The following is a 26,387-nucleotide window of genomic DNA, read 5'->3' on the forward strand; positions in this document are numbered from 1 at the left end:
TCTTGTTTTACCACTAAACTACACCCGCATATGTTATTTTATTTTTCTTCGTTAGCGCTGTTGCCCTATCGACAATATTTATTATATGTATAACCATACATAAAGTCAACACCTTTTTTAAAAGAGGATAATTTTTCTTATCCTCTTTTAAAAACTGCTTGTTCAACTAGTTGTCCGTCTAATGTTTCAAAACGAACTTCCATTTGATTTTCATCCATTTCTAATAAAGCAAATGTCTTTTCTACACGCTGACGTGGCAATAAAATACTGCCTGGATTAATAAATAAAACGCCATCGATTAATTCTGCACCTAATACGTGAGAGTGTCCGAAGCATGCAACTTGCGCCCCTACCTCTTCCGCATGGTACGCTAATGTTTGTAATGTCATTTTCACGTTATGACGATGTCCGTGCACAACTACGAAACGAATGCCATCTACATCAGTTACAATTTCATCTTGAAAGTTAGCATAATCACAGTTCCCTTTTACAACATGGAAACCTTGCAGCTCTTCATGAGCAGGCGTTAGCTCTGAATCACCGCAATGAATCATGACATCTACTTTTCCTTCATAGTTCTCTTTCAACTGCTGTAATTCCTTCACGGAGCTATGACTATCGCTTACGATTAAAGCTTTCATCAATCTCTCTCCCTTATTCTCCTAAAAACCATTCAGGGATTTTTTCTTCTAGTTTACGAAGAGCACGTCCACGGTGGCTAATGGCATTTTTCTCATCTGAACTTAGTTCCGCCATCGCTCTTTTATATTCTTCCACATAAAAAATCGGATCATATCCAAAGCCGTTTTCCCCGCGGCGCTGCTCTAAAATATACCCTTCGCACGTCCCGTTTACAATGACAGGCTTTTTATCCCCTTCAGGGAAAGCCACTGCTAATGCACAGTAGAAACGAGCTTTACGCTTTTCAAACGCTATTTCATTTAATTCTTGTAACACTTTATCAATATTCGCTTGATCATCTTTCGGCTCTCCAGCAAAACGAGCTGAATACACGCCTGGTTTTCCATTTAAAGCATCTACAATAAGACCTGAATCATCCGCGATTACGATCGCATTCAGCTGTCTACTCAGACTATCCGCTTTTAAGATCGCATTTTCTTCAAATGTTTCACCAGTTTCTTCGACTTCTTCAATATGAGGAAAATCGTGCAATGATTTTACTTCTAAATCAAATCGCTCAAATAACTCAGCAAATTCACGTACTTTCCCTATATTTTTTGTCGCTATAACAACTTGTTTCATACTTTCCACCTCTACTCTATATGAGATACGATGTCACCTAACGCTTCTTTTTGCATGTCGATTAGTTGGAAGATACCTTGTTCCGCAGCATCAAGTAATTCATTTAACTGCGCTCTGCTAAACGTCGCCTCTTCTCCAGTTCCTTGCACTTCAACAAACTGACCTTTTCCAGTCATAATTACGTTCATATCAACGTCTGCTTTAGAATCTTCTGCGTAGTTTAAATCTAAAACAACACCTTGCTCTTCAACAATTCCTACTGACGTTGCTGCTAAATAATCTTTTACTGGAATTTTAGATACTTTTTCTGCTTGTAATAACTTCTCAAACGCTAATACCATTGCTACATATGCACCTGTAATAGAAGCAGTTCTCGTTCCACCATCCGCTTGAATAACATCACAATCAATCCAAACCGTTCTCTCACCAAGTGCTTCTAAGTCAACTACCGCACGTAATGCTCGTCCAATTAAGCGCTGGATTTCCATTGTACGTCCTGTTACTTTCCCTTTACTTGATTCCCTAATTGTACGTTGTTCTGTTGCACGTGGAATCATCGCATATTCAGCTGTTACCCAGCCCTTTCCTTCTCCACGCATAAACGGTGGGACACGCTCTTCAATTGTCGCTGAGCAAATTACCTTTGTATCCCCAACCTCAATTAATACTGATCCCTCTGGATGTTTTAAATAATTCGTATGAATATGTATATGGCGTAATTCTGTTTTCTCTCTACCATCTACTCGCATAAAAATAACCTCCTCATAACTACTTGTTAGTATAGCCAAATTTAAATGTATGATATGTATACAATAAAAGAAGAGGAACCCAAAAAGCAATTCCCCTTTCTTACTTAAGTATATCAAATTATTGAAGATTAAAAACTACCTGTATTCACGTTTTCTGGACGATCGACAGGTTTTATTAACTTTCCGCCCTTTTCATCTATAAGATTCGCTTTACCATTTACTTCAATAGAAACACTTTTCACGCCTTTCTTTTCTGTTAAAGATAAAACTAACGACTTCAATACGTAATTTGAAACCATATTTTTATCTGGGTTTATAAATATATTATCATTAAAGTTTAATGTAAGATTTCCATCTTGTAACTTCGGATTCGTAATCAACTTAACTCCTGGATTAAAATCATTCAGAAGCGATTGATGAATCGGTCCTTTTACAAGTTCATCTACAATTGCTGCATAATCATTTTCTTTTCCTTCTACAACGCGGCGTGTTACTGGTACGTAGTATTGCTGCTTATTATTATTTTGTGCCATAAAATAAAGTGTAACCGGTTTTGTATTTGTTACATCCGCTACTTGTTCATCATCGAAGTTGATACCATTAGCACGGCTCACCCCTTCACCAATCGGTGTACCACCAACAGGCATCTTTGCCAATTTCTCACCATTTATTTGGAACTGCACTTGTTTTATTTCTTTAAATTGCGTCAACGTCCAGGCTATTGACTCAACCATCTGACGCTCTTCCTCTTTTGCATAGTTTTTCATTTCTTTAGAGAAATCAATGACTGCCGTCCCATCTTTTTTCAAATCTAGTGTCATCGATGTATTCGCTGGAATGACTGCACGGAACCCATTCGGTAATAAATTCGTTACCGGTCCATCTTTCACAAGGTACTCTAACGTTTGCTGAATGACCTCATTCGCTTTCGGAGTAGGTATAGCTAACGTTTGCGGTACAACATAGCCATTTTTATCAACAAGGTATAGTTCTCTATTCACCGTTTGTCCTTGCTTATCTTTCTTAGCTACTTCTTTCTTTCCACCCTCTGTATACGTAACTTGTTTTGGCGGATCAATTTGTTCCGTTGCTTTCTCCTGATTTATAAAGCCACACCCTGTTAGTAAAACAGCGCTCACAGTAGCACCAACAACCCATTTAAAAGTGGATTTAGGCATGCCATTCCCCCCTAAAATCTAAGTTTGTACTATTATGTATACGAGCTGTTTCACTTTTTAGAACAAGCTGTGCTTCCTATAAACAAAAAAACTCCTGATTTCTCAGGAGCTCACTTATATGGATTCTACTATTATTCTTTTTCTAAATGAATATGTTTCACATTTTCAATCGGTTGACCGAACCATTTTGATGCAATTTCTTTAAATAGGCCTATTTTTCCTGTCGTTAAGAAGAGATGATCACTTTGTTCCTCTCCCTCATTCAACATTTTACTATGGTATAAAATTGTACTTACTTCGCGCGCTGTTTCATCACCTGAACTAATGAGTTGTACTTTATCTCCCATTACTTTTTTAATAACAGGACCTAAAATTGGATAATGTGTACAACCTAAAATAAGTGTATCAATATCAGTATTTTTCAGCGGTTGCAACGTTTCTCGTACAACTTCATACGCCATTTCACTTTCAAAATTCCCACTCTCTACAAGCTCAACGAAAGGCGGACACGCTAAACTTTCTACCATAACACGGTTATTAATAGACTTTAGCGCTTCTTCGTATGCACCACTTTTCACCGTTCCAATCGTTCCAATAATCCCAACATGATACGTGTTTGTCACTTTTAAAGCTGTACGTGATCCTGGGTGAATAACTCCTACCACTGGAATTGGTAATTGTTTCTGCATCTCTTCTAATACAACCGCGGTTGCTGTATTACACGCAATAACTAACATTTTGATATTTAAATCTAGTAAATGCTCCGTCATTTCCCACGTAAATTGACGCACTTCTTCTCGAGAACGTGGACCATAAGGGCAACGTGCCGTATCCCCTAAATATATAATACGCTCTTTCGGCAACTGACGAATTAATTCCTTCGCTACTGTTAAACCGCCAACTCCTGAATCGATAACACCGATTGCTCTATTCAACTTCATCACCCGTTTTCTCATTCATCATCTTATTTTATCATTATATTTTACACACTTTAAGTTCGCTAACTTAAACTGCTTCTGTATGAAAATTTTCATTTGTACCTGTATAGACTAGGACCTTTTTTATTTTGCTCCTTTTTTTCATAATTTGCAAGACAGAAAAATAACCGACCTTCTATATGAAAGTCGGTTTCTTCTATATAAAATGCGTATTTATCGCTCCATCTTTTTTTGGAAAGAAGACATTCCTATTAATAAGAAGAAATGAGCAGAAATGAAAGCGAGCACTTTTTCTATAATTTATTGACAGCTCTTCTTATAGCTTTCCCTATTTCCATACTAGACTGCGGGTTTTGCCCTGTAATTAAACGCCCATCTACTACTACATGCGGTGTGAAATTTGGAGCAACATAAAACAAAGCTCCTTCTTCTTTCAATTTACTTTCTAATAAAAACGGCACTCGCTTTTCTAAATGCACAGCTTTTTCCTCATCGTTTGTATAACCTGTTATACGCTTACCGGCAACAAAAAACGAGCCATCTTTATTTTTCACACCGACTAAAGAACTTACTCCGTGACAAACAGCCGCTACAATCCGGTTATTGTTGTACATATTCTCAATCAAATTTGCAACATATGGATTACCTGGAAAATCTATAATCGCTCCGTGCCCACCACCAAATAAAACTGCATCATAATCCGAAAAATGAACATTTGAGATCGGCTTCGTATTTTGCAATAAAGAAGCGACATACTTAAATTCACGAGGTATCCCGTTCGGAATAGACACTCTATCAATAGGTACTTTACCGCCCTTTATCGACACAATATCAACATCGAACTTAGCTTTTTTAAATACATTATAAGGAGCTGCGAGCTCTTCCAGCCACAAGCCAGTCGGGTGTCCATTCATATCATGAGCGCTTGTTGAAACTAACAATGTCCTTTTCAACATATCCCCTCCTTACTACCTATTTATGTATGGAATGTTCTTATCATTCATATAGCAAGCGGAAAAAACGATAACAACAAGCTGACCTTTTGTATAAAAGTCAACTTGTTGTTATCGTTTGAATTCTTTCGTACGAAGATTTTCACAACCTTATAACTTTTATCTCCAACGCCACACAATCGTGTTATCCTCCATATGAATAGCAGGTATATCAATCCCTAAATACCGCTGATTATCCTCATCAAAAACAGACCAATTTCCTTCATATAAAAATTCAGGATCTATGCTTTCAAAATCAAATCCACTATCTTCGTCTACCATCTCACGAAAATATTTTTGGAACGGTTTACTATTTTCATATAGACGAATTGTTCCATACATCCATGGCATGTCTCCAAAAACATCTTTAATTTCACCTATCTCCATATCCTTAAAATACAACTTCTTATTTGCACCTTCTTATTTGTGAATGACAAAGATACCTACCCTGAATGCCTCATCATGTTCTAAAGTAGTTATTTTTAACGTTTCTTTCTTAAACATATCTTCCTTCTCAAAGTCTGAAATACCTTTTTAAGTTCAAAATATAAACAGAAAAATAGCCGACTCTTCATATAAAAGTCGGCTTTCTTTTTATAGTTCGAGCTCTCCCATGCGAAGAAGCTCAACAACTGCTTGTGAACGTCCTTTAACTCCTAGCTTTTGCATTGCGTTTGAGATGTGGTTGCGTACTGTTTTTTCACTGATAAAAAGTTCACCTGCAATTTCCTTCGTTGTTTTATCTTGAACCAGTAATTCAAATACTTCTCTCTCTCTCTTTGTGAGTAACGGTTTAGATTGATACGCTTTTTCCTTCAACTGGTATAAACCTCCTTGCTTAAGCCAGAGCCGTGTATGTGTAAGTTGGGTGTTTATTTAGTCAAGATATTGTATGAACGAAATGTGCGGGTGGTGAATGAAAATAGGCTTTATTTCACATGTTATTTTAGACTTTTATACAGTGCAGACACTCTTTGTATCCACTCACTTTTCATTACGCCATATTTGTTCTAGTAATATGCTGACAACTGTACCTACGAACAAACCATTTCCGAATATATATTGCATAACAGACGGCAGTGATTGGAGTGCTCCAGACGGTAAAAACATAACACCGCTTCCAAATAATACAGAAACTCCTAAAACCGTTACATTCCTTTCGCTCATTGGCACTTGTTTTATATTATGAAACCCAATTCCAATTAACTGTACGAACGAAGCCATTAAAACCGCAGATGCGACAGCGGGTGGTAACGATGCTAAGTAACGAATAATATTTGGAAGCAACGACATTACGACTAGTAACAAACATGCTAGTAAGAACGATCGTATATATTTTTGTTTCGTTAAACGTATAAATCCTGCCGTTGCTGGTAACGGCACGACACCTACAGTTGAAAATACAGAAGAAATGATATGCGAAATCCCTCCAACCCACGTACCACCCTTCAACTGTTTTTGTTCAATAGTCCCCTTTTGAATGGTAGCTTGATTAATTGCTATAATAGCTGCCACTGTATTTGAAACTAAAATACATACCATAACGAAACTGGATACAGCCATACCTGTATTCCACTTTGGAAGTCCCCAAGCAAATATTTGCGGAAGTTGCACAAAATGAGTTACTTGAGATGGAATCGTCATTTTTCCTGCAATGAGAAAAAGAATCCACCCACTAATTAATCCTATTAAAACCGCATAACTTTTGACAAAACCTTTTCCGAAGTTAGATAGTATAATAACGAAAAGAAATATGCTAAACGCAATTATCGCTGTAAATCCATCGATTTGAGAAACAGTAGCAGTAATTCCTAGCATTCCTTTTAGAAATACACCGCTTAATTGTAAACATAATAAAAGTAAAAACGTCCCTGTCACAAGCGGCGTGAATAAAAATAAAATACGTCCGATAAAACCAGTGACTCCTAATCCTATTAAAATAACACCGGAAATTATCATTCCTAATTCTAAAATTTGCAACGTACTATGTAATTGATCTTGCCCGGCCGTTGCATAAGCAAGTACGGTAAATACTCCAACCCACGATCCAGCTGGTCCATCCGCAATTGGTAGTCTATGTCCAAGCCACCCTTGTAAAAAAGAAGATATACCAACTACAAAAAACGTACGCTGCATTAAATAAAATATTTCTTCCGTTGTAAGATGAAATAATCCGCCAACGACAATTGGTAGTGCGATTGAATTCGCTAATAAAAATATAAACCATTGCAAAGTTCCCATAATATGATTTTGGTTATGTTGATTGTCCAAATTTTTCATCCTTTCTAGCTTCCCTGTAAGAAATATATTGCAAGCATAACAAAGAAGGGTTCTACACTCACAATTAGAACCCTCCTCAAAACATTTACACGATTCTTTTACACAAGATTATTTAATTCCACCTCATTTAAACTTCCAACAACAATATTCCCTTTATGCACGACTAAACGTTTCTCTGTTTGACGCGCTACCGCTTCAGCAGTACATGTTGCATTCGTCAAAACAAAACTCGCTTCATCTCCTACATTCGGCCATGCTCGCTTCCCTTCATTGTTTAACGTTTCTTTTCCTCCCGTAATAAAGTGAAGGGCTTTTCCTAAAGACCTTTCGTCACTCCACCCAAAACGTTCCGCTAATCGATTTGCCTTTTGCAGCATATCACCTGTGCCAAACGGTGACCAATGATCAGTAATACTATCAGTTCCTAATGAAACTTTCACACCTTTTTTATCTAATAACGGAATTGGGATTACTTGTTTCCCAATTGGCACCGTTGAAGTAATATCAATATTTAAAGCAGCTAGTCTTTCCGCCACTTCTTCAACTTCTTTATCCGTAACACCACCAAGTCCAAGTGCATGACTAATTGTTACGCGACCTTGCCATCCCGCTTCTTCTGTTAAACTTGCCAATCGCTTCATCGTAAACGTCCCAAGATTATTCGCATCATGCAGATGAATATCAACATCCGCATTAAATTCTACTGCGATATCCATAATGGTATGTAATGATTTTTCAATATCATTATCCACTGTAGCTGGATCCACTCCACCGACTAGATGCGCACCCATACGCATCGCATCTTTCACAAGTTGTACAGAATTACTGCGCAATAATCCATGTTGCGGAAAAGCAACAATTCTACCAGAAACCTGATTTTTATATGTTTCCAACGCCGCTAACGTCGCCTCCAAATTACCAAGTCCAATAATCGGATCAACATTACAATGCGTTCTTATATTCGTTGCACCATTTCGAAGCAATAACGCTAACATATTTTCCGCCCTATCTTGAGCAGTTGCTAATTGCTTCGGCAGAATTTTTTCTTCTTCATTAAAACGCGTAAAAATATTCTCTGCTGGCATACAAGCTTTCCAAGGGCCACTATAATATGTCTTATCAATATGAATATGCATCTCTTCGAAAGCTGGCAAAATCAATAAACGATTAGCATCAAGAATTAATACTCCTTCCTCTTGAACAGCCCCTGCTATCATTTTTTTAATTCGTCCATCTTCAATGAGTAAACTACATAACTCTGTTTCTGTTTGGGAAATTCTCCCCTCTTCATATGTATACCCCGATTCAAGCATTACATTAGTCAGCCAATATACTGTCATCTCTATTTCCCCCACCCTTTATTAAAAGTTACCTCTTACTATAATTTTAATATCAACTGAAAATTAAGACAATTAATACGACTGTTCCCTAAAAAAAATGTAATACAACCGCATAGTCTTCTCATAAATTTCCATATAGAATAGAAGTATATAGCTTGCTATAAAGTGAAACTTTGATCAGTGGGGGGTTGTTCATCCCCCCACTGATCATTAGTTAAACCAATCGGGCTTTTACGGGCAGTTAATCCCCACCTAACTTCTTTGCTTTCGCTGAATTTTTAGGTGGAGTTCTTACTACCCGTTAAAGCGGGATAAAAAGGAGTGGATTGGAAGATGTCAAAAAGGTTATGTAAATCCGAAACTGATAAAATGCTATTTGGTATATGTGGTGGTTTAGGGGAATATTTTGATATTAGCTCTACTCTCATTCGCATACTTTGGGTCATTGCTATTTTATGTTTTGGGACGGGGTTTTTAGTTTATTTTATTTGTTTATTACTTATGCCACGTTCGTACTAGTGGCATCCTGCATATACTTAATCGAAATATAAAAAATCACCTATAGAATTCTATAGGTGATTTTTTTATGAAGAATATTTCATCGTTAAATGTAATACTGCTACTTCATCTTCTTCATTTCTATAACTATGTTTTTTATTCGCTTCAAATTGAATAGAGTCAAACTCATTTAATTCGTATACATCGCTTTCTACTTGAATCGATACTTTCCCTTTCATTACTGTTACAAGCTCAATAGCACCTTCATGATGAGCTTCTGGTTCATATATACTATTCGATCTTAAACAAGCACGGTGCATTTCCATCCCCGTTTCTTTCGTATAGCGGAACATCGTTTCTAAATGCCATGCTTGTCCTACATCTACTGCAAATCCTTCTCCGCAGCGCGCCACAGCTACAGGTTCTCCAACAACCATCAATCTCGATAAAGGAATCGATAACCCTTTCGTTATTTTCCAAATGACAGCTAACGTCGGATTCGTTTCGCCTCTTTCAATCTTTCCTAATGTTAATTTACTAACCCCTGTTTTTTGGGCTAATTCTTCTAAACTTAATTTTTGTTCATTTCGAATTTGTCTTAACAGCTGACCTACTTGCTGAATGACTTCTTTCGTTTGCATATCTTCATGTTCTTTCATCTATAAAACCACCTTAAAGTATAAAATAGTTTACTTTTATTATTTTTAAGTATATTATACTATACATAATCATCAAATTCCGAAAGGAGTGCTATACTTCATGCGCGCAATTTTATTAGGCCTTTTATCATCAGCCTTTTTTTCCGCAACCTTTATTATTAATCGAGCGATGAATGTATCTGGAACGAGCTGGGCCTGGACAGCTTCCTTCCGTTTTTTATTTGCTCTCCCTATTTTATTCCTTATCGTTTTATTTCGCAAAAACTTAAGGAGTTTATGGGAAGAATTAAAGAAACATCCATTAGCGTGGATCGGATGGGGTTCCGTTGCTGGTATTGGTTTCTATTCTTTATTAAGTTTCGCAGCTGTCTTTTCTCCAGCTTGGCTCGTTGCCGGAACTTGGCAAGTTACTATATTAGCAGGTTTACTTTTATCACCATTATTCTTCGTTAAAATAGAAACGAAATCAGGCACAAAACGTGTACGCGGAAAAATTCCACTTCGTAGTTTATATGTCGCATTATTTATTTTACTTGGTGTAATTTGTATGCAAGCGACTGCAGCAGGTCATATTACAATGACTCAGTTCATTTCAGGTTTTTTACCTGTCGTAGTAGCAGCCTTCTTATATCCATTCGGCAACCGAAAAATGATGGAACTTGTTGGCGGACGTCTTGATACGTTCCAACGTGTATTAGGAATGGCAATAGGAAGTCTACCTATAACAATTTTACTTGGTATATATGGATTTTCTACTACCGGTATTCCAACATCCAGCCAAATGTTGCAAGGATTTTTGTTAGCCTTATGTTCTGGCGTGATTGCGACGATGACATTTTTCTTTGCTACTGACTTAGCCAAAGATAACCTCTCTCTACTTGGGGCTGTTGAAGCAACGCAAGCTGGAACGCTGGTCTTTACCGTGCTTGGCGAAATTGTTTTCTTGAATGGTTCATTTCCTGGTGGTCTTTCCCTACTAGGAATGATTATTATTATGTTAGGAATGGTTGCAAATAGCGTTTTAAACCGTTCTGCTCCAGTCGTTAAGCAGAAAAAAACTGCATAAAAAAGAGTATAGTTCTCTAACAAAGAACTATACTCTTTTTTATTGTCCCCCTATTTCGCCTTATCAGAATAGTATTTCATTAGCTGTTTATACTAAAACCTATGTTATAATACGTTTCATGCGCAATATTAGGAGGTAAATTATGTTAAAAAAAGCAATCGCTGAATTTATTGGTACATTTGTACTTGTATTATTCGGAACTGGAGTAGCTGTCATTGGCGGCGGAATTGAAGGAATTGGAACATTAGGAATCGCTATGGCTTTCGGTCTATCTATTGTGGCTATGGCATATAGCATCGGAACAATTTCTGGATGTCACATTAACCCAGCAGTATCAGTAGCTATGTTCATCAACAAAAGAATGAACGCTATGGAACTTTGTTATTATGTATTAGCTCAAATTTTAGGTGGTTTATTAGGAACTGCAACGTTAGTAACGATTTTACGCTCTGCTAAAACACCTTTAGATAATTTAGGACAAAATGGTTTTGGAACTCTTGGTTTATCTGGAGCATTTCTAGTTGAATTTATTTTAACTTTCGTATTCATTTTAGTTATCGTTGCTGTAACAGGTAAAAAAGGAAGTTCTTCTCTAGCAGGATTAGTAATTGGTTTCACATTAGTTTTAGTTCACTTATTAGGAATTCCGTTAACTGGAACTTCTGTTAACCCAGCTCGTAGTATCGCACCAGCTCTATTCGCTGGCGGAGAAGCACTTTCTCAACTATGGGTATTCATCGTAGCACCAATTCTTGGTGGTATCGTAGCAGCTATTGTTGGTAAATTCATTTTAAATACTGAAAAATAGAATTTTCAATATTTCTGAATAAAAAAAGGCGAGCCCTCATTATGAGGTTGCTCGCTTTTTTTACTCTTTCATTTTAGACTTTAAGTTTGTAACTAATTGATCTACCGTTACATTTGCAAGTACGTTTTCCATCGCTTCTTGCGCTTGCATTAAAATAATTTCTAATACTGATTGAATATTAGCTCCTACTGGACATTCAATGTTGGGATTTTCATGGAAGGAAAATAGTTGTCCTTCTTCTACAACTTCCACTGCTTTATATACATCAAGTAATGTAATTTCTTCTAAATCACGAGCAAGTGTCGTACCACCTTTACCAGCTTGTACATCAACAAGTCCTGCTCTCTTCAACATTCCTGTAATGCGACGAATCACAACTGGATTTGTATTCACACTACCAGCAATCCATTCAGAGGTACAGCGAGAGTTTCGATCTATCGCAAGTAACGTTAACATATGAACACCTACTGTAAAACGACTACTAATCCCCATCTGCACACCCTCCTTTGTATTCATTCTATTAAAAGACGACTCTTATTATTATATACTATTTTTAATTTATACATAAAGAAAAAGCATGATTCCAATAGGAAATCATACTTTTCTCTCATTATTGACGCTTTATAAACTTCGCTAAATCTTTAAATTTCACTTTATCTGAGTAATTCATTACGCCATTTACGTAAATGCGGCTTGTAACAGCACTTAAAATACCGATTGTCGCTAAAAGCCCCGCCAATGTTATCATAATTTCTAACATACCAGTTTCACCAGCTACAAAGCGTGAGAATGTAACCATCGGGGTAAAGAACGGAACATAAGAGCTTATAACAACGATAGTACTATTTGGGTCACCTAACGATTTAAGACTTATAAAGAATGCTGCAATTATTAAAATTGAAATCGGTAGCATTACACCTTGCAAATCCTCCGTCTTAGAAACAACCGCACCAGCAGCTGCATACATCATCGCATACAGGAAATATCCTGTAACAAAATAAATTAGGAACATACCGATTATTTTTGCATCTAACTTTGTAACATCAATTACGCCAAATAATGAACCATTTTCTAAATCTACCCACCCTAGTAAATAAGGAACTAAATAACCACATGCCAATATGACAAGTTGTAATAACGCCGTTGAAACAACCGCTAAAATTTTTGCATACATCATCGTAAGAGGTTTTACTTTCGGAATCATAACTTCCATAACGCGAGAAGCTTTTTCAGAAGCAATATTCATCGCAATTGTGCTTCCGAACGCAACAATAAACATATATAAAGCGAATATGAAGAAATATGCAATTCCGGCAGAGGCAGAACGATCTTTTATTGCTTCTTGTTTCACAGAAATTTCGGTTTGCAATTGTTGTGCAATTTCTGGTGAAACATTATGTTTAGCAACTGTTACCGCCATATATTTTCCCTTTAAATAACTAGCTATAATTGTAGAATTTGTTTCACTAGCGAACCCATTAAACATATACGTGACTTCTGGAACTCCATTCTTTTCAGTTACACGAAACAAACCGTCTAACTCGCCTTCTTCTACTTGTTTATGCAGTTTATTGAAATCTTCTTTTGAACCAATTGTTAATTTAGCTGATGGTAATAACTTAGTTAACTCTTCTTTTTGTATTTTATATGTAGAACTCTCTGTCACAACTGCAATTTTATCTTTATCCTTATTTTTATCATTACTTGAAGTAAAATGATTGAACGCAAAAATCCCAAAAACAATTAAAAATAAAATCGCGCTCATGATTAATGATTTTTTAGATAAAAATGCTTCCCTGAAATAAAATGAAAATACGTGAGAAAATTTACGCATCGTTATTTCGCCCTCTCTACAAAGATTTCGTTTAACGTCGGCTCTAACATTTTAAATTGTCGTAAGGTAACACCTTGTTCTTGCAACTGTTGTAAAATCTTTAGAGCTTCTGCATCATCTTGTACTTGCACATAAAGAAGGCCTTGTTGTTTTTCATACGATACATGAATAGCTTCTAATCCCTTCGCATTCTCTTCTGTATCTTCAATCGTTAAATTACGGAAACCGTACTCTTTTTTAATATCACTTAACTGACCTTTTACGACTGCTTCGCCTTTTTTCAAAATACATACATGTTGGCAAAAAGCCTCTACTTGTTCCATACGATGACTAGATAAAATAATTGTCTTTCCGCTCTGTACTTGTTCTTCAATAATGCTAGCTAACATTCCAGCATTAACTGGATCCAGTCCACTAAATGGTTCATCTAAAATGAGAAGTTCAGGATTATGAAGAAGAGCAGCAATTAATTGGATTTTTTGCTGATTTCCTTTTGAAAGCTCTCCTGCCGTTTTAGATTTATATTCCGGTATTGCTAATCGCTCTAACCAGTGATCAATAGCAAGATCTACTTCTTTTTTCGACATTCCTTCTAATCTACCAAAATATCGCAACTGGTCTATTACTCTACTTTTTGTATATAAACCTCTTTCTTCTGGTAAATACCCAATCGTTACCCCACTAGTCCCAAATGATTTTCCATCCCATGTAATAAATCCTTCATTAGGCGTTAATAATCCGAGAAGCATTTTGATTGTCGTTGTTTTTCCTGCACCATTTCGTCCAAGTAATCCTAGCACTTCACCTTTTGGTAACGAAATTTGCAAACCGTTCACTGCTTTTGATTCCCCAAATAGTTTCGTTAAGTTTTGAATTTGTAAACTCAAAGTATAAAGCCTCCCCTTTAATATCATTCATACTCTCTCAAAGACTATGTTTATTCAGGATAAAATATAGCACTACACTTCATCCTCTTAGTATGTAACATCTCCTTAATCCATCATTTGTTCTATTTAGTTAAAATTGTAAATAATATCATGTCATTTGTCAATTATAATTGTCATTTAGACAATAAAAGTTGTCAAAATGATTTCCATTATTTTTCTCATCTTTCTAATATAGGACATACTACTATATATACAAAAGACAATATGCAAATGTTCATAAAAAAATTTTTATATTTTAATATATAATATAAGATGATTTTCTAACATCAAGGAGGATACATATGAAGATGAAGAGGGGTATTACCACTTTATTATCTGTAGCGGTTCTATCTACATCGCTTGTAGCATGTTCAGGAACACCAGAGAAAACAGTGGCAAAAGAAGAAAAAGTAAAATTAACAGAACAGCAATTAATGGCTGATTTATGGTATCAAACAGCCGGTGAAACGAAAGCACTTTACTACCAAGGATACAATATCGGTCAATTGAAGCTTGATGCAGCTCTTGCAAAAGGGACAGAGAAAAAACCTGCTATCGTACTTGATTTAGATGAAACGGTTTTAGACAACAGTCCTCATCAAGCAATGAGCGTAAAAACAGGAAAAGGCTATCCGTATAAATGGGATGACTGGATTAATAAGGCTGAAGCTGAAGCCCTTCCAGGCGCAATTGATTTCTTAAAATATACAGAATCTAAAGGTGTAGATATTTATTACATCTCAAATCGTAAAACGAACCAACTAGATGCAACAATTAAAAATCTTGAGCGTGTAGGTGCTCCTCAAGCAACGAAAGAACATATATTACTACAAGATCCGAAAGAAAAAGGAAAAGAAAAACGCCGTGAACTCGTTTCTCAAACACATGATATCGTCTTATTCTTCGGTGATAACTTATCTGATTTCACTGGTTTTGATGGGAAATCTGTAAAAGATCGCAATCAAACAGTTGCAGATTCAAAAGAACAATTTGGTGAGAAATTTATTATTTTCCCGAATCCGATGTATGGCGATTGGGAAGGCGCTTTATATGATTATGATTTCAAAAAATCAGATGCTGAAAAAGATAAAATCCGTCGCGACAACTTAAAATCATTTGATGCAAAATAAAGAGGATGGCATTCGCCATCCTCTTTATTTTCCCTTCTCTGTTAAAGGCAAGATAAACACTTCCACACGCCTATTCTTTGCCTTTCCTTCTTGTGTATCGTTTGGAGCAATTGAACGGTATTCTCCGTAACCAATCGCACTAAATTTTTCTGGTTGTAATTCTTTATTTTGGAGTAATACTTGCATAAAATTAACTGCACGCTGCGTACTTAATTCCCAGTTCGATGCAAACTGCGCATTGGCAATAGGGACATTATCCGTATGACCAGATACTGTAATCTCACGAGGTGACGCTGAAACAAGTAAGCTAGACATCTCTTTTGCAATCCCTAGTGATTCTAACTTCACATCTGCTTTCCCCGAATCAAACAGCACATTCTCTAATATTGTCACCATTAATCCCTTTTCAGTTAATTTAGTTTGAAAAGAAGAGGATAATTGTTTCTCATTAATATATTGATCAATCTTTTTTTGTAATGCTTTCAATTCATCCATTTCTTTTTTTTCTTTTTCTCTAGCTTCTTCTTGTTTTTTTGCTTGTTCTGCCTCAAGGCTACTTGCTGATAATTCCTTTTCATCATTTGGCTTCTGATCACTTAAAAACTCTTTATTTCCTGTTCCACCTGCTAATTCGCTTCGAAATGCTACTGCCATCTGTTTGAACTTCGCAGCATCTATACTACTCATCGCAAATAAAACGATGAACAATGCAAATAACAACGTTAACATATCAGAATAAGGGATTAACCAAGTTTCATCGATATGTTCTTCGTGTTTTTTCTTTTTGCCTCTTCTATTTTTTTTACTCCGCATTTTTTTCTGCTCCTTTTTCTAGCTTTTTACGTTCAGTTGCAGAAAGTGCACCTAAAATGCGGTTCTTCATAATAAACGGATATGTACCCTCTTGTAACATTAATAAACAATCAATAATTAAACGTTTTTTCTCTAATTCAGCTGCAGATTTTTGCTTTAGTTTATTTGCAAATGGATGCCATAATACATAGCCTGAAAAAATACCAAAAATCGTTGCAATAAAAGCACCCGAAATAGCGTGACCTAACTTTTCAATATCAGTTAAATTGCCAAGTGCAGCTACAAGACCAATAACAGCACCTAAAACCCCTAATGTCGGTGCATATGTACCAGCTTGAGAAAAAATTGCCGCTCCTTTTGCATGCCTTTCTTCAATTGCTTCTAATTCAGCTTCTAAAATCTGTTCTAGATCTTCTGCGGATACGCCATCAATCACAAATTTCATACCACGCAAAAGAAATTCATCTTGAATTTTGTCTAATTGTTGCTCTAAAGACAAAATACCGTATTTTCTACTTTCTGATGTCCAATGAACAAATAATTCTAGCAACTGTTCATAACTTAAATCCTTTTTATTTGAACCAAAAAGAACTTTAAATAATTTTGGAACCCTTTTTAGTTGATTCATCGGAAATGCTATACATACTGCAGCAAATGTACCGATAAAAATAATTAATGCTGCGGCAGGATTCAATAAGGCATTTATGTCAGCGCCCTTGACGACCATCCCTACTACTACCGCTACAAATCCTAAAATAAGTCCAATAATTGTTGCAAAATCCATTCCCATTCACTCCTAGTCTATACAAGAAGTTCTTTATTCTCGATAATCGCTACATCTTCTTATGTATATATATTACATAAAAAATTCATTTCATGAAAGATAAGAAATGAATTAAATGAAAAAATACTACAATTTCACACATTTTCTGACATTTTCTTTGCATTTCTATTACGTTACGACTCTTATATTTCTTTTTCAGTAAACTAGACTTATAATAAAAAACGATACATATTTTATTAAGAAAGGACTGTGATTACAAGGTATCATGAAAAAGATAATCATTATTTCTGCCACTACTATTGTAATCGGTATCACTTCTTTCGCTTACTTTAGTTCTAAATCACCACTACAAAATGAGGCGAAAGCTGTCGAAAGTCAACAGCATAGTAATCACCAAAAAGAAGAGATTCCTGCTTTTCCAAAAGCTGATCATACTGCAAAGAAGCTAGAAAATGATTTTTCCGTTGTAACAAATCCAGAGTCTAATCTTGTCTTAGTTAATAAACATCGAAAACTACCAGACGGATACATACCTGAAGACTTAACAAGACCAAACGTACCATTTACTAGTCCAAAAGATAAAGAAAAAACATTGCTGCGTAAAGATGCTGCAGATGCGCTTGAAAATATGTTTGAAGCGGCAAAGAAAGAAGGACTTGAACTTACAGCTGTATCTGGTTATCGTTCATACAAACGCCAAAAATCATTACATGATACATACGTTAGACGTCAAGGAAAAGCTGAAGCTGATTCAGTAAGTGCCATTCCTGGTACGAGTGAACATCAAACTGGTTTAGCAATGGATATTAGTTCAAAATCTGCTAAATTCCAATTAGAACCTATTTTTGGAGAGACAGCCGAAGGAAAATGGGTTGCAAAACATGCCCATGAATTTGGCTTTGTAATTCGTTATTTAGAAGATAAAACAGAAACAACAGAATATTCATATGAACCGTGGCATTTGCGCTACGTTGGTAATCCATACGCTACATACATATATAAACATCATCTAACATTAGAAGAAGCAATGAAAGACAAAAAATAAGAGAGCAAATTGCTCTCTTATTTTTCTTTCACTCTATCATTGTAGTAATTTTTTCTTCCATTCTTCAGGCCACGGTTCGCCTTTTCCCGTTTTTTTCGATGCTTGAACCATCATTCCACGGCCGACTAAACATGCTTCTCCTTCTGCATTCTTCACCATGTAATGCAAATCTAAAGAAGAATTCCCAACCGATCCCGCTTTTACATACACCTTCAACTGTTCATCAAAATATATTTGCTTAATAAAATTACATTGTAAATCTGCAACAACGATCATCGTTTCTGAAGATTCATGCGTCCATTCTTGCATAAATCCAAGTTCTTTAAACAATGCGATACGTGCTTCTTCAAAATAGGTAAAGGCAACGACATTATTTACATGCCCAAACATATCTACTTCACCAAAACGAACTTTTACAGGATTGTAAAATGAAAAACCACTTTCCCATCGCTCAAAGTCTTCAATATAAGAAATCCTCTTCATTGTTTCCTCTCCTTTTCGCCTTCAAAATAAACAGAATAAACAGAAAAATAAAGTTATAAATATTGCCTCTTCAACATGAAGAGGCAATATTTATTAATAGTTATTGTCGCTACCAAAGAAATCTTTAAACGATTGAATTGTTGTATCACGGTTTAATGCCGCAATTGAAGTTGTTAATGGAATACCCTTCGGACATGATTGCACACAGTTTTGAGAGTTACCACAGTTTGCAAGTCCTCCATCTCCCATAATTGCACGTAAGCGATCTGCTTTATGCATTTCACCCGTTGGATGTGAGTTGAATAAACGAGCTTGTGATAACGGTGCTGGTCCAATAAAGTCAGATTTACTATTTACGTTTGGACATGATTCTAAGCAAACACCACATGTCATACATTTTGAAAGCTCATAAGCCCATTGACGTTTCTTCTCAGGCATTCTTGGTCCTGGTCCTAAGTCATACGTACCATCAATTGGAATCCAAGCTTTAACGCGTTTTAGAGCGTTAAACATGCGACTACGGTCAACTTGTAAGTCACGTACAACTGGGAATGTCTTCATCGGCTTTAAGCGAATTGGTTGTTCTAACTGATCAATAAGAGCTGTACATGATTGACGTGGTTTTCCGTTAATCACCATCGAACATGCGCCACATACTTCCTCTAAACAGTTCATATCCCATGCAATCGGAGTCGTTTGGTTTCCTTTTGAATCAACAGGATTACGACGAATTTCCATCAGTGCCGAAATAATGTTCATATTTGGACGATATGGAATTTCAAACTCTTGGTCAAACGCTTGAGCGTCTGGTCCATCTTGTCTCGTAATGATGAGGCGGATTGTTTTCTCAGACATGTTGCTTATCCCCCTTCTCTTCACCCTTAGCAGCTACATCATGTTTTGAGGAATAGTCACGTTTACGTGGTTTAATTAATGAAACATCCACTTCTTCGTAATGGAATGCTGGTGCATTTCCTTCTCCTTCAAATTTCGCCATCGTAGTTTTTAAGAAGTTTGCATCATCACGATTTGGGAATTCAGGTTTGTAATGCGCCCCGCGGCTCTCATTACGGTTATATGCGCCAATTGTAATAACACGTGCTAACTCAAACATATTTGCAAGTTGGCGTGTAAATGAAGCACCTTGGTTACTCCATCTCGCTGTATCGTTAATGTTAATGCGTTTGTAACGCGCCATTAACTCTTCAATTTTCGCATCAGTTTCTAGTAGCTTTTTATTTTCACGAACTACTGTAACGTTATCTGTCATCCATTCTCCAAGCTCTTTATGAAGAACATATGCATTTTCGTTACCATCAAGCGTTAAAATATTGTTAAATTTCTCTGTTTCGATTAATTCATTTTGCTCATATACAGTAGATGAAACAGCATCAGACGATTTAGAAAGACCTTTCATATACTCAATCGCGTTCGGTCCTGCTACCATACCACCGTAAATTGCTGATAATAGTGAGTTCGCACCTAGACGGTTACCACCGTGCATAGAATAATCACACTCACCTGCTGCAAATAAACCTGGAATACTTGTCATCTGCTTATAATCAACCCATAGTCCGCCCATTGAATAGTGAACTGCTGGGAAGATTTTCATTGGTAGTTTACGAGGATCATCACCTGTAAACTTCTCATAGATTTCAATAATTCCACCAAGTTTAATATCTAGTTCTTTCGGATCTTTATGAGAAAGATCTAAGTACACCATGTTTTCACCGTTAATACCTAGTTTTTGCTCTACGCAAACGTCAAAGATTTCACGCGTTGCAATATCACGAGGTACAAGGTTTCCGTAAGCCGGATATTTTTCTTCTAGGAAGTACCATGGTTTACCATCTTTATATGTCCAAACACGGCCACCTTCACCACGTGCCGATTCACTCATAAGACGTAATTTATCGTCTCCAGGAATTGCCGTTGGATGAATTTGAATGAACTCGCCGTTTGCATAATATGCGCCTTGTTGATATACAGCAGAAGCTGCTGTACCTGTATTAATAATAGAGTTAGTTGATTTCCCAAAGATGATACCAGGGCCCCCTGTTGCCATAATCACAGCATCAGCTTGGAAACTTTTAATCTCCATTGTTTGTAAGTCTTGTGCAACGATTCCTCGGCACACACCTTCGTCATCAACAACAGCTCGTAAGAAATCCCAACCTTCATATTTCGTTACAAGTCCTGCTACTTCGTGACGACGTACTTGCTCATCTAATGCGTATAGTAATTGCTGTCCAGTTGTTGCACCAGCAAATGCTGTACGGTGATGTTGTGTTCCACCAAAACGACGGAAATCAAGAAGTCCTTCTTCCGTACGGTTGAACATAACACCCATACGGTCCATTAAATGAATGATACCAGGTGCTGCTTCACACATTGCTTTAACTGGCGGTTGGTTCGCTAAGAAGTCCCCACCATAAATTGTATCGTCAAAGTGGATCCATGGAGAATCCCCTTCACCTTTCGTATTTACGGCACCGTTAATTCCACCTTGGGCACATACAGAATGTGAACGTTTTACTGGTACTAAAGAAAATAGTTCAACATTTACTCCTGCTTCCGCCGCTTTAATCGTTGCCATTAAGCCGGCCAAGCCACCGCCGACTACTATAAGTTTCCCTTTCATGCTCTCCCACTCCTTACTGGTTTGCTAGCTGTGGATCGATGAACGCTAATAATGCACTCACACCTACATAAGATAGACCTAAGAAAATAGCTAATGTTACATAAGTAGAGATTCTTTGTGAACGTGGAGATACTGTAATTCCCCAGCTTATGCAGAATGTCCATAGTCCATTTGCAAAGTGGAAAATTGTTGAAACAACACCAACTAAGTAGAATGCAAACATAGCTGGATTGTTTAAAATATCTGCCATCATATCATAGTTTACCTCTTTACCTAGCATTGCTTGAATACGAGTTTCCCAGACGTGCCAAGAAATAAAAATCAGTGTAACGATACCTGAAATTCTTTGGAAGACGAACATCCAGTTACGGAAATAACCGTAAGAAACCGCATTGTTCTTAGCTGTAAATGCAATATATAAGCCATATATAGCATGGTACAGTATCGGTAAAAAGATGATGAAAATCTCTAGCGCATACCGGAATGGAAGGAGCTCCATAAAGCCTGCAGCTTTGTTAAAAGCCTCTGCTCCTCTTGTTGCAAAGTTGTTTACAATTAGATGTTGCGTCAAAAAGACACCAACCGGGATGACCCCCATTAATGAGTGCCACTTACGAAACGTATACTCGCGGCCTTTCATGTCCCCATTACCCCCTTGAATGTTTGACTGCTGTTTTCAGATTAATTTACAACAATAATGTTTTTTCACTATTGGCATAAGAAAAACTGAAAAAATTATTCGAAATATTTCAGCATAATTTGATAACAAGTTCATTTTACCCCTATTTTTGTCGAAGCGTCAAGAAAACGTATACATAATTTGCATATAATTTGCCAATTCTTTTTCCCTTCTTATATATTCAGATTTTCCCAAAGAAAAATCTGTTTTTATAAATGAGAAATGTTATATAATAATCCCTATAGAAAGAGGGGAATATTGTGAGTAAAAATACAATCGATACAACATCTTTAGAAGATGTTTCATTGAACGCCTTCGCTTATGAATTGCTACGTGAAGAATTACTACCTGATTTAATCGGTAACGATTTAGATGGTATTTTATACTGGTCTGGTAGAAACCTTGCAAGAAAATATCCACTAGAAACAATTGAAGAAGTCATTCAGTTCTTTGAAAAAGCTGGCTGGGGCACTTTAAGCATTATTGAACATAAGCGTCGTGAAATGCAGTTCCAACTTAAAGGCACACTCATCGCTGAACGTCAAAAACAAAACAGACATTCTTCTTATCAATTAGAAGCTGGATTCATCGCTGAACAAATTCAAAAGCAACGAAACGTAGTTGCAGAGTCCTATGAAGAAAAGAAAAAACGTTCAGACTCTATTACATTTCTTGTGAAATGGGATATAAAAGATCTCATTGAAGTGTAGCATTACCTACAGTCAACTAGACATATAAGTTTAGTTGACTTTTTTTGTATTTTCATTCAGTTAGGTTTATTTTAAATCTTCAGAAATTATACCAAAAAATAGAAGACGTTGTAAACTACAACGTCTTCTTATCCGCTAAATAAGTATAAATCGTCTCTGCGACATTTTTCGGCATACCCGCTTCGACAAATTCCGTTACAGAAGCTTCTTTCATCTTTTTTAGCGACCCAAAATGTTTCAACAATATCTTTTTCCGTTTATCTCCAATTCCAGGAATATCATCCAGTGCTGATTGAATGACAGATTTCCCGTGTAATTGACGATGGAATGTAATCGCAAATCGATGCACTTCATCTTGAATGCGCTGCAATAAATAAAATTCTTGACTATTTCGCTCAAGCATCACAGGTTCAGGTGGATCTCCAATAATTAAATGGGAAGTTTTATGTTTGTCATCTTTTACAAGCCCTGCCATCGGAATATATAAACCGAGTTCGTTTTCTAGAACATCACTTACAGCTGCCAGATGCCCTTTTCCACCATCAATAATGATTAAATCTGGTAAAGGCAAACTCTCTTTCAGCGCCCTTGTATAACGGCGTCTCACAACTTCTCTCATAGACTCATAATCATCTGGTCCTTGAACCGTTTTAATTTTATATTTCCTATATTCTTTTTTAGCTGGTTTCCCATCGATAAAAGCAATCATTGCAGAAACAGGATTTGTCCCTTGAATATTTGAGTTATCAAACGCCTCAATACGATAAGGTGTTTCAATCCCGAGCTGCTTCCCTAAATGATCTACCGCCTTAATCGTTCGCTCTTCATCACGTTCAATTAAGTAGAATTTCTCTTCAAGAGCAATCTTCGCATTTTTATTTGCTAATTCTACAAGATCTTTTTTCTTACCACGTTTCGGCTGTGTCGCTTCAACTTCTAAAAAGCGCTCTACTAAATCTGAGTCTATACTTCCTGGAACGACAATTTCCTTCGGCTTAAAATGACTGCTGTTCTCATAAAATTGACCGATAAACGTTAAAAATCCCTCTTCTGGTTCATCGTAGATTGGAAACATAGAAACATCACGTTCAATTAGCTTTCCTTTTCGAACGAAGAAAACTTGAACACACATCCATCCTTTATCAACTGCATACCCAAACACATCACGATCCACTAAGTCACTCATAATCATCTTTTGTTTTTCCATAATCGCATCGATATGAGCAATTTGATCCCGCAACTCTTTTGCACGTTCAAATTCTAGTTTCTCTGAAGCTTCATACATCTTTGTTTCTAATTCTGAACGAACTTCTTTATGCCCACCATTTAGAAACTTAATAATTTCATCTACAATTTCTTTGTTTTGTTCTTCCGTCACTTCTTTCACACAAGGCGCTAAACATTGACCCATATGATAATATAAACAAACTTTATCTGGCATATTTGAGCACTTACGAAGCGGATACATACGATCTAGCAGCTTTTTCGTTTCATGAGCTGATTGTGCATTCGGATAAGGACCAAAATACTTTCCCTTATCCTTTTTTACATTTCGCGTAATAAGTAATCGCGGCTGTTTCTCAGCTGTAATTTTAATAAAAGGATATGTTTTATCATCTTTTAATTGAATATTATATTTTGGATCATGTTTTTTTATTAAGTTTAACTCTAAAATGAGAGCCTCTAGATTTGAGGAGGTTACAATATATTCAAAATCTACAATTTCTCCTACAAGCCGCAGTGTTTTTCCATCATGCGAACCAGTAAAGTACGAGCGCACACGATTTTTAAGCACTTTTGCCTTTCCGACATATATAACCGTTCCTTGCTTATCTTTCATTAAATAACAACCAGGTTGATCTGGTAAAATAGCCAATTTTTCTTTTAAATGTTCGTGCACTCGTTACCCTCCATTTCTACATGCTTAGCATCTTTATTTTCACATGAAAACATACTATGCCAAAACACCCAACATACGTTCCTTTATTGTAACGGAAAGGTGTAAAAAAGGAAAATAAAAAAGGCTACCAAATGGTAGCCCTTTATTTTAGAAGTGTTTAGAAACTAATTCTACTAACGCTTCTTTCGGTTTGTAACCTAACGCTTGATCAACTACTTTACCGTCTTTTAATACGAAAAGAGCTGGAATGCTCATTACTTCGAATTGACGAGCAGTTTCTTGGTTTTCATCCACGTCTACTTTTACTACTTTTACTTTTTCGCCTAGTTCTGCATCAATTTCCTCTAATACAGGAGCGATCATTTTACAAGGTCCACACCAAGGTGCCCAGAAATCTAATAATACAACACCTTCGCTAGTTTCAGCTGCGAAGCTTTGGTCATTTGCATTTACAATTGCCATTTTATTTCCTCCTTCAAGTATATTCTACCAAGAGTATATCATTAACTTATATACGTGGCGAATAATATGTATCGTTATGTATTGTAACAAAAAAGTGTTCCTTTATACTATATAAAAATACGGATTAAATACTAAAAAGATGAGAGACAGGGGATCTCTCACCTTTTCTATATATAGGGGTACTTCACTTGGAACTCAAGGGTACTCAAATCATGAATGTACTTTTAACTTTTTAAACTCTTCTGTTAAAAGAGGTAAGACTTCAAATAGATCGCCAACAATACCATAGTCAGCTACTTTAAAGATACTTGCTTCTGGGTCTTTATTAATCGCAACGATTATTTTTGAGTTAGACATACCAGCTAAATGCTGAATCGCACCAGAAATACCGCATGCAATGTATAAGTCTGGCGTAACAACTTTACCAGTTTGACCAATTTGTAATGAGTAATCGCAATACTCAGCGTCACAAGCACCACGAGATGCTCCAACAGCGCCGCCTAATACGTCAGCTAACTCTTTTAATGGCTTGAATCCTTCTTCACTCTTCACACCGCGTCCACCAGCGATAATAACTTTCGCTTCAGAAAGGTCAACACCTTCTGCCGTCTTACGGACGACATCTTGAATAATTGTACGTAAATCTTTCACATCTACTGTAATAGAAGACACGTCACCACTGCGAGACTCATCTTTTTCAAGCGTCGCAATGTTATTTGGACGCACTGTCGCAAATAAGATACCGTCTGTTACAATCTTCTTCTCAAACGCTTTACCAGAGTAAATCGGACGAGTAAAGATAACATTTCCACCTTCAACATCTAAAGCAGTTACGTCAGAAACTAGACCAGCTTCAAGCTTCGCTGCTAATTTTGGTGATAAATCTTTACCCAGTGCTGTATGTCCAAATACAATACCTTCTGGCTTTTCTTCAGCATATACAGCTGAAAATGCTTGTGCATAACCATCAGATGTATATGATTTTAATTTATCATTTTCAACTGTCACAACGCGATCTGCACCGTAATGAATCAATTCATTTGCAAAAGAGGCAACGCTGTCTCCAACTAGAAGACCTACTACTTCACCGCCTTCTGCAATTGTTTTTGCTGCTGCTACCGCTTCAAACGAAACGTTACGTAGCGATCCATCACGAACTTCACCCATTACTAATACTTTACGAGCCATAGATTTTCCCTCCTGCATATA

The 26,387-nt window shown here is 36.6% G+C and carries 29 protein-coding genes; 6 read left to right on the plus strand and 23 right to left on the minus strand.

Going from position 1 to position 26,387, the window contains the following annotated elements; translation table 11 throughout:
- Window positions 1–137 precede the first annotated feature (137 nt).
- The 10 genes from GFJ36_RS23145 to GFJ36_RS23190 all read right to left on the minus strand — a co-directional run bounded on the left by GFJ36_RS23145 (window position 138) and on the right by GFJ36_RS23190 (window position 8,740).
- The gene (locus GFJ36_RS23145) at window positions 138–641 is read right to left on the minus strand and encodes a metallophosphoesterase (RefSeq protein ID WP_000645521.1); all 504 of its coding nucleotides are present in this window, start codon (window positions 639–641) and stop codon (window positions 138–140) included.
- Between the two features lie 13 nt (window positions 642–654).
- Window positions 655–1,263 (minus strand): XTP/dITP diphosphatase, encoded by a 609-nt coding sequence (locus GFJ36_RS23150; protein WP_141542736.1) that lies wholly within the window; start codon window positions 1,261–1,263, stop codon window positions 655–657.
- 11 nt (window positions 1,264–1,274) lie between these two features.
- Complete coding sequence (gene rph / locus GFJ36_RS23155) at window positions 1,275–2,012, minus strand: ribonuclease PH (protein ID WP_001261765.1); 738 nt, start codon at window positions 2,010–2,012, stop codon at window positions 1,275–1,277.
- 128 nt (window positions 2,013–2,140) lie between these two features.
- Window positions 2,141–3,190 carry a spore germination protein GerM gene (gerM, locus tag GFJ36_RS23160; protein WP_097889232.1) on the minus strand — a complete coding sequence of 350 codons (1,050 nt, stop codon included), beginning with the start codon at window positions 3,188–3,190 and terminating at the stop codon, window positions 2,141–2,143.
- A 131-nt stretch (window positions 3,191–3,321) separates the two neighbouring features.
- Window positions 3,322–4,131 (minus strand): glutamate racemase, encoded by an 810-nt coding sequence (gene racE / locus GFJ36_RS23165; protein WP_000774000.1) that lies wholly within the window; start codon window positions 4,129–4,131, stop codon window positions 3,322–3,324.
- A gap of 290 nt (window positions 4,132–4,421) precedes the next feature.
- Window positions 4,422–5,084, minus strand: coding sequence for a type 1 glutamine amidotransferase domain-containing protein (locus GFJ36_RS23170; protein ID WP_097889231.1), 663 nt, complete (start codon window positions 5,082–5,084; stop codon window positions 4,422–4,424).
- A 156-nt stretch (window positions 5,085–5,240) separates the two neighbouring features.
- Window positions 5,241–5,507, minus strand: a complete 267-nt coding sequence (locus GFJ36_RS23175; protein WP_097889262.1) for a hypothetical protein — start codon at window positions 5,505–5,507, stop codon at window positions 5,241–5,243.
- 207 nt (window positions 5,508–5,714) lie between these two features.
- On the minus strand, window positions 5,715–5,939 hold the full coding sequence (gene gerE, locus GFJ36_RS23180) for a spore germination transcription factor GerE (protein WP_000659484.1): 225 nt from the start codon (window positions 5,937–5,939) through the stop codon (window positions 5,715–5,717).
- Between the two features lie 165 nt (window positions 5,940–6,104).
- Window positions 6,105–7,400, minus strand: a complete 1,296-nt coding sequence (locus tag GFJ36_RS23185) for a purine/pyrimidine permease (RefSeq protein ID WP_097889230.1) — start codon at window positions 7,398–7,400, stop codon at window positions 6,105–6,107.
- Window positions 7,401–7,498: 98 nt separating this feature from the next.
- Window positions 7,499–8,740, minus strand: a complete 1,242-nt coding sequence (locus GFJ36_RS23190; RefSeq protein ID WP_097889229.1) for an amidohydrolase family protein — start codon at window positions 8,738–8,740, stop codon at window positions 7,499–7,501.
- 333 nt (window positions 8,741–9,073) lie between these two features.
- Here GFJ36_RS23190 and GFJ36_RS23195 point away from each other — a divergent pair, with 333 nt between their 5' ends.
- Entirely contained in the window at window positions 9,074–9,259 is a 186-nt protein-coding gene (locus tag GFJ36_RS23195; RefSeq protein WP_000044335.1) for a PspC domain-containing protein, read from the plus strand.
- A gap of 65 nt (window positions 9,260–9,324) precedes the next feature.
- Here GFJ36_RS23195 and GFJ36_RS23200 read toward each other — a convergent pair whose 3' ends face one another.
- On the minus strand, window positions 9,325–9,897 hold the full coding sequence (locus GFJ36_RS23200) for a helix-turn-helix domain-containing protein (RefSeq protein WP_000658052.1): 573 nt from the start codon (window positions 9,895–9,897) through the stop codon (window positions 9,325–9,327).
- A 100-nt stretch (window positions 9,898–9,997) separates the two neighbouring features.
- Between GFJ36_RS23200 and GFJ36_RS23205 the strand changes: the two genes are divergently transcribed.
- Complete coding sequence (locus GFJ36_RS23205; protein WP_097889228.1) at window positions 9,998–10,963, plus strand: DMT family transporter; 966 nt, start codon at window positions 9,998–10,000, stop codon at window positions 10,961–10,963.
- 142 nt (window positions 10,964–11,105) lie between these two features.
- Window positions 11,106–11,771 carry an MIP/aquaporin family protein gene (locus tag GFJ36_RS23210; RefSeq protein WP_000913204.1) on the plus strand — a complete coding sequence of 222 codons (666 nt, stop codon included), beginning with the start codon at window positions 11,106–11,108 and terminating at the stop codon, window positions 11,769–11,771.
- 60 nt (window positions 11,772–11,831) lie between these two features.
- Here the strand turns inward: GFJ36_RS23210 and GFJ36_RS23215 are convergent, their stop codons facing one another.
- The 3 genes from GFJ36_RS23215 to GFJ36_RS23225 all read right to left on the minus strand — a co-directional run bounded on the left by GFJ36_RS23215 (window position 11,832) and on the right by GFJ36_RS23225 (window position 14,492).
- Window positions 11,832–12,263 (minus strand): Rrf2 family transcriptional regulator, encoded by a 432-nt coding sequence (locus GFJ36_RS23215; RefSeq protein ID WP_000512998.1) that lies wholly within the window; start codon window positions 12,261–12,263, stop codon window positions 11,832–11,834.
- Window positions 12,264–12,381: 118 nt separating this feature from the next.
- Window positions 12,382–13,605 (minus strand): ABC transporter permease, encoded by a 1,224-nt coding sequence (locus tag GFJ36_RS23220; protein WP_001224961.1) that lies wholly within the window; start codon window positions 13,603–13,605, stop codon window positions 12,382–12,384.
- A gap of 2 nt (window positions 13,606–13,607) precedes the next feature.
- Window positions 13,608–14,492: an ABC transporter ATP-binding protein gene (locus tag GFJ36_RS23225; protein ID WP_141542735.1), complete on the minus strand. Its 885-nt coding sequence runs from the start codon at window positions 14,490–14,492 to the stop codon at window positions 13,608–13,610.
- Window positions 14,493–14,833: 341 nt separating this feature from the next.
- Here GFJ36_RS23225 and GFJ36_RS23230 point away from each other — a divergent pair, with 341 nt between their 5' ends.
- On the plus strand, window positions 14,834–15,661 hold the full coding sequence (locus GFJ36_RS23230) for a 5'-nucleotidase, lipoprotein e(P4) family (protein WP_000782761.1): 828 nt from the start codon (window positions 14,834–14,836) through the stop codon (window positions 15,659–15,661).
- Window positions 15,662–15,685: 24 nt separating this feature from the next.
- Here GFJ36_RS23230 and motB read toward each other — a convergent pair whose 3' ends face one another.
- The gene (motB, locus tag GFJ36_RS23235; RefSeq protein WP_001256743.1) at window positions 15,686–16,474 is read right to left on the minus strand and encodes a flagellar motor protein MotB; all 789 of its coding nucleotides are present in this window, start codon (window positions 16,472–16,474) and stop codon (window positions 15,686–15,688) included.
- Complete coding sequence (motA, locus tag GFJ36_RS23240; RefSeq protein ID WP_060488187.1) at window positions 16,464–17,258, minus strand: flagellar motor stator protein MotA; 795 nt, start codon at window positions 17,256–17,258, stop codon at window positions 16,464–16,466. The genes motB and motA overlap by 11 nt, the downstream gene beginning before the upstream one ends.
- A 265-nt stretch (window positions 17,259–17,523) precedes the next feature.
- On the opposite strand from motA, the gene GFJ36_RS23245 reads away from it, so the two are divergent.
- A complete protein-coding gene (locus GFJ36_RS23245) occupies window positions 17,524–18,303 on the plus strand; it encodes a M15 family metallopeptidase (RefSeq protein ID WP_048541274.1) in 780 nt (259 codons plus the stop codon).
- 36 nt (window positions 18,304–18,339) lie between these two features.
- Here the strand turns inward: GFJ36_RS23245 and GFJ36_RS23250 are convergent, their stop codons facing one another.
- The 4 genes from GFJ36_RS23250 to sdhC all read right to left on the minus strand — a co-directional run bounded on the left by GFJ36_RS23250 (window position 18,340) and on the right by sdhC (window position 22,067).
- A complete protein-coding gene (locus GFJ36_RS23250; protein ID WP_000822749.1) occupies window positions 18,340–18,786 on the minus strand; it encodes an acyl-CoA thioesterase in 447 nt (148 codons plus the stop codon).
- Window positions 18,787–18,879: 93 nt separating this feature from the next.
- Entirely contained in the window at window positions 18,880–19,641 is a 762-nt protein-coding gene (gene sdhB, locus GFJ36_RS23255; protein WP_001291827.1) for a succinate dehydrogenase iron-sulfur subunit, read from the minus strand.
- A complete protein-coding gene (gene sdhA / locus GFJ36_RS23260) occupies window positions 19,634–21,427 on the minus strand; it encodes a succinate dehydrogenase flavoprotein subunit (protein ID WP_000676749.1) in 1,794 nt (597 codons plus the stop codon). Before sdhA ends, sdhB begins: the two co-directional genes overlap by 8 nt.
- Before the next feature lie 13 nt (window positions 21,428–21,440).
- On the minus strand, window positions 21,441–22,067 hold the full coding sequence (gene sdhC / locus GFJ36_RS23265; protein ID WP_000678354.1) for a succinate dehydrogenase cytochrome B558: 627 nt from the start codon (window positions 22,065–22,067) through the stop codon (window positions 21,441–21,443).
- 299 nt (window positions 22,068–22,366) lie between these two features.
- On the opposite strand from sdhC, the gene GFJ36_RS23270 reads away from it, so the two are divergent.
- Window positions 22,367–22,816: a YslB family protein gene (locus tag GFJ36_RS23270; RefSeq protein WP_000042225.1), complete on the plus strand. Its 450-nt coding sequence runs from the start codon at window positions 22,367–22,369 to the stop codon at window positions 22,814–22,816.
- 115 nt (window positions 22,817–22,931) lie between these two features.
- Here GFJ36_RS23270 and uvrC read toward each other — a convergent pair whose 3' ends face one another.
- The 3 genes from uvrC to etfA form a co-directional block, all read right to left on the minus strand.
- The gene (gene uvrC, locus GFJ36_RS23275; protein ID WP_088064523.1) at window positions 22,932–24,716 is read right to left on the minus strand and encodes an excinuclease ABC subunit C; all 1,785 of its coding nucleotides are present in this window, start codon (window positions 24,714–24,716) and stop codon (window positions 22,932–22,934) included.
- A 147-nt stretch (window positions 24,717–24,863) separates the two neighbouring features.
- Window positions 24,864–25,178, minus strand: a complete 315-nt coding sequence (gene trxA / locus GFJ36_RS23280) for a thioredoxin (RefSeq protein ID WP_001018943.1) — start codon at window positions 25,176–25,178, stop codon at window positions 24,864–24,866.
- Window positions 25,179–25,388: 210 nt separating this feature from the next.
- On the minus strand, window positions 25,389–26,366 hold the full coding sequence (gene etfA / locus GFJ36_RS23285; RefSeq protein ID WP_000101967.1) for an electron transfer flavoprotein subunit alpha: 978 nt from the start codon (window positions 26,364–26,366) through the stop codon (window positions 25,389–25,391).
- Window positions 26,367–26,387: the final 21 nt, after the last annotated feature.

The organism is Bacillus sp. EE-W1 (assembly GCF_009760835.1).
In the GTDB taxonomy this organism is placed as follows: domain Bacteria; phylum Bacillota; class Bacilli; order Bacillales; family Bacillaceae_G; genus Bacillus_A; species Bacillus_A wiedmannii.

Bases quoted from the DNA above. Each gene is read 5' to 3' on its own strand.
- GFJ36_RS23145 (WP_000645521.1), bottom strand. From the start codon at position 641: ATGAAAGCTTTAATCGTAAGCGATAGTCATAGCTCCGTGAAGGAATTA.
- GFJ36_RS23150 (WP_141542736.1), bottom strand. From the start codon at position 1,263: ATGAAACAAGTTGTTATAGCGACAAAAAATATAGGGAAAGTACGTGAA.
- rph (WP_001261765.1), bottom strand. From the start codon at position 2,012: ATGCGAGTAGATGGTAGAGAGAAAACAGAATTACGCCATATACATATT.
- gerM (WP_097889232.1), bottom strand. From the start codon at position 3,190: ATGCCTAAATCCACTTTTAAATGGGTTGTTGGTGCTACTGTGAGCGCT.
- racE (WP_000774000.1), bottom strand. From the start codon at position 4,131: ATGAAGTTGAATAGAGCAATCGGTGTTATCGATTCAGGAGTTGGCGGT.
- GFJ36_RS23170 (WP_097889231.1), bottom strand. From the start codon at position 5,084: ATGTTGAAAAGGACATTGTTAGTTTCAACAAGCGCTCATGATATGAAT.
- GFJ36_RS23175 (WP_097889262.1), bottom strand. From the start codon at position 5,507: ATGGAGATAGGTGAAATTAAAGATGTTTTTGGAGACATGCCATGGATG.
- GFJ36_RS23185 (WP_097889230.1), bottom strand. From the start codon at position 7,400: ATGAAAAATTTGGACAATCAACATAACCAAAATCATATTATGGGAACT.
- GFJ36_RS23190 (WP_097889229.1), bottom strand. From the start codon at position 8,740: ATGACAGTATATTGGCTGACTAATGTAATGCTTGAATCGGGGTATACA.
- GFJ36_RS23195 (WP_000044335.1), top strand. From the start codon at position 9,074: ATGTCAAAAAGGTTATGTAAATCCGAAACTGATAAAATGCTATTTGGT.
- GFJ36_RS23200 (WP_000658052.1), bottom strand. From the start codon at position 9,897: ATGAAAGAACATGAAGATATGCAAACGAAAGAAGTCATTCAGCAAGTA.
- GFJ36_RS23205 (WP_097889228.1), top strand. From the start codon at position 9,998: ATGCGCGCAATTTTATTAGGCCTTTTATCATCAGCCTTTTTTTCCGCA.
- GFJ36_RS23210 (WP_000913204.1), top strand. From the start codon at position 11,106: ATGTTAAAAAAAGCAATCGCTGAATTTATTGGTACATTTGTACTTGTA.
- GFJ36_RS23215 (WP_000512998.1), bottom strand. From the start codon at position 12,263: ATGGGGATTAGTAGTCGTTTTACAGTAGGTGTTCATATGTTAACGTTA.
- GFJ36_RS23220 (WP_001224961.1), bottom strand. From the start codon at position 13,605: ATGCGTAAATTTTCTCACGTATTTTCATTTTATTTCAGGGAAGCATTT.
- GFJ36_RS23230 (WP_000782761.1), top strand. From the start codon at position 14,834: ATGAAGATGAAGAGGGGTATTACCACTTTATTATCTGTAGCGGTTCTA.
- motB (WP_001256743.1), bottom strand. From the start codon at position 16,474: ATGCGGAGTAAAAAAAATAGAAGAGGCAAAAAGAAAAAACACGAAGAA.
- motA (WP_060488187.1), bottom strand. From the start codon at position 17,258: ATGGATTTTGCAACAATTATTGGACTTATTTTAGGATTTGTAGCGGTA.
- GFJ36_RS23245 (WP_048541274.1), top strand. From the start codon at position 17,524: ATGAAAAAGATAATCATTATTTCTGCCACTACTATTGTAATCGGTATC.
- GFJ36_RS23250 (WP_000822749.1), bottom strand. From the start codon at position 18,786: ATGAAGAGGATTTCTTATATTGAAGACTTTGAGCGATGGGAAAGTGGT.
- sdhB (WP_001291827.1), bottom strand. From the start codon at position 19,641: ATGTCTGAGAAAACAATCCGCCTCATCATTACGAGACAAGATGGACCA.
- sdhA (WP_000676749.1), bottom strand. From the start codon at position 21,427: ATGAAAGGGAAACTTATAGTAGTCGGCGGTGGCTTGGCCGGCTTAATG.
- sdhC (WP_000678354.1), bottom strand. From the start codon at position 22,067: ATGAAAGGCCGCGAGTATACGTTTCGTAAGTGGCACTCATTAATGGGG.
- trxA (WP_001018943.1), bottom strand. From the start codon at position 25,178: ATGGCAATTGTAAATGCAAATGACCAAAGCTTCGCAGCTGAAACTAGC.
- etfA (WP_000101967.1), bottom strand. From the start codon at position 26,366: ATGGCTCGTAAAGTATTAGTAATGGGTGAAGTTCGTGATGGATCGCTA.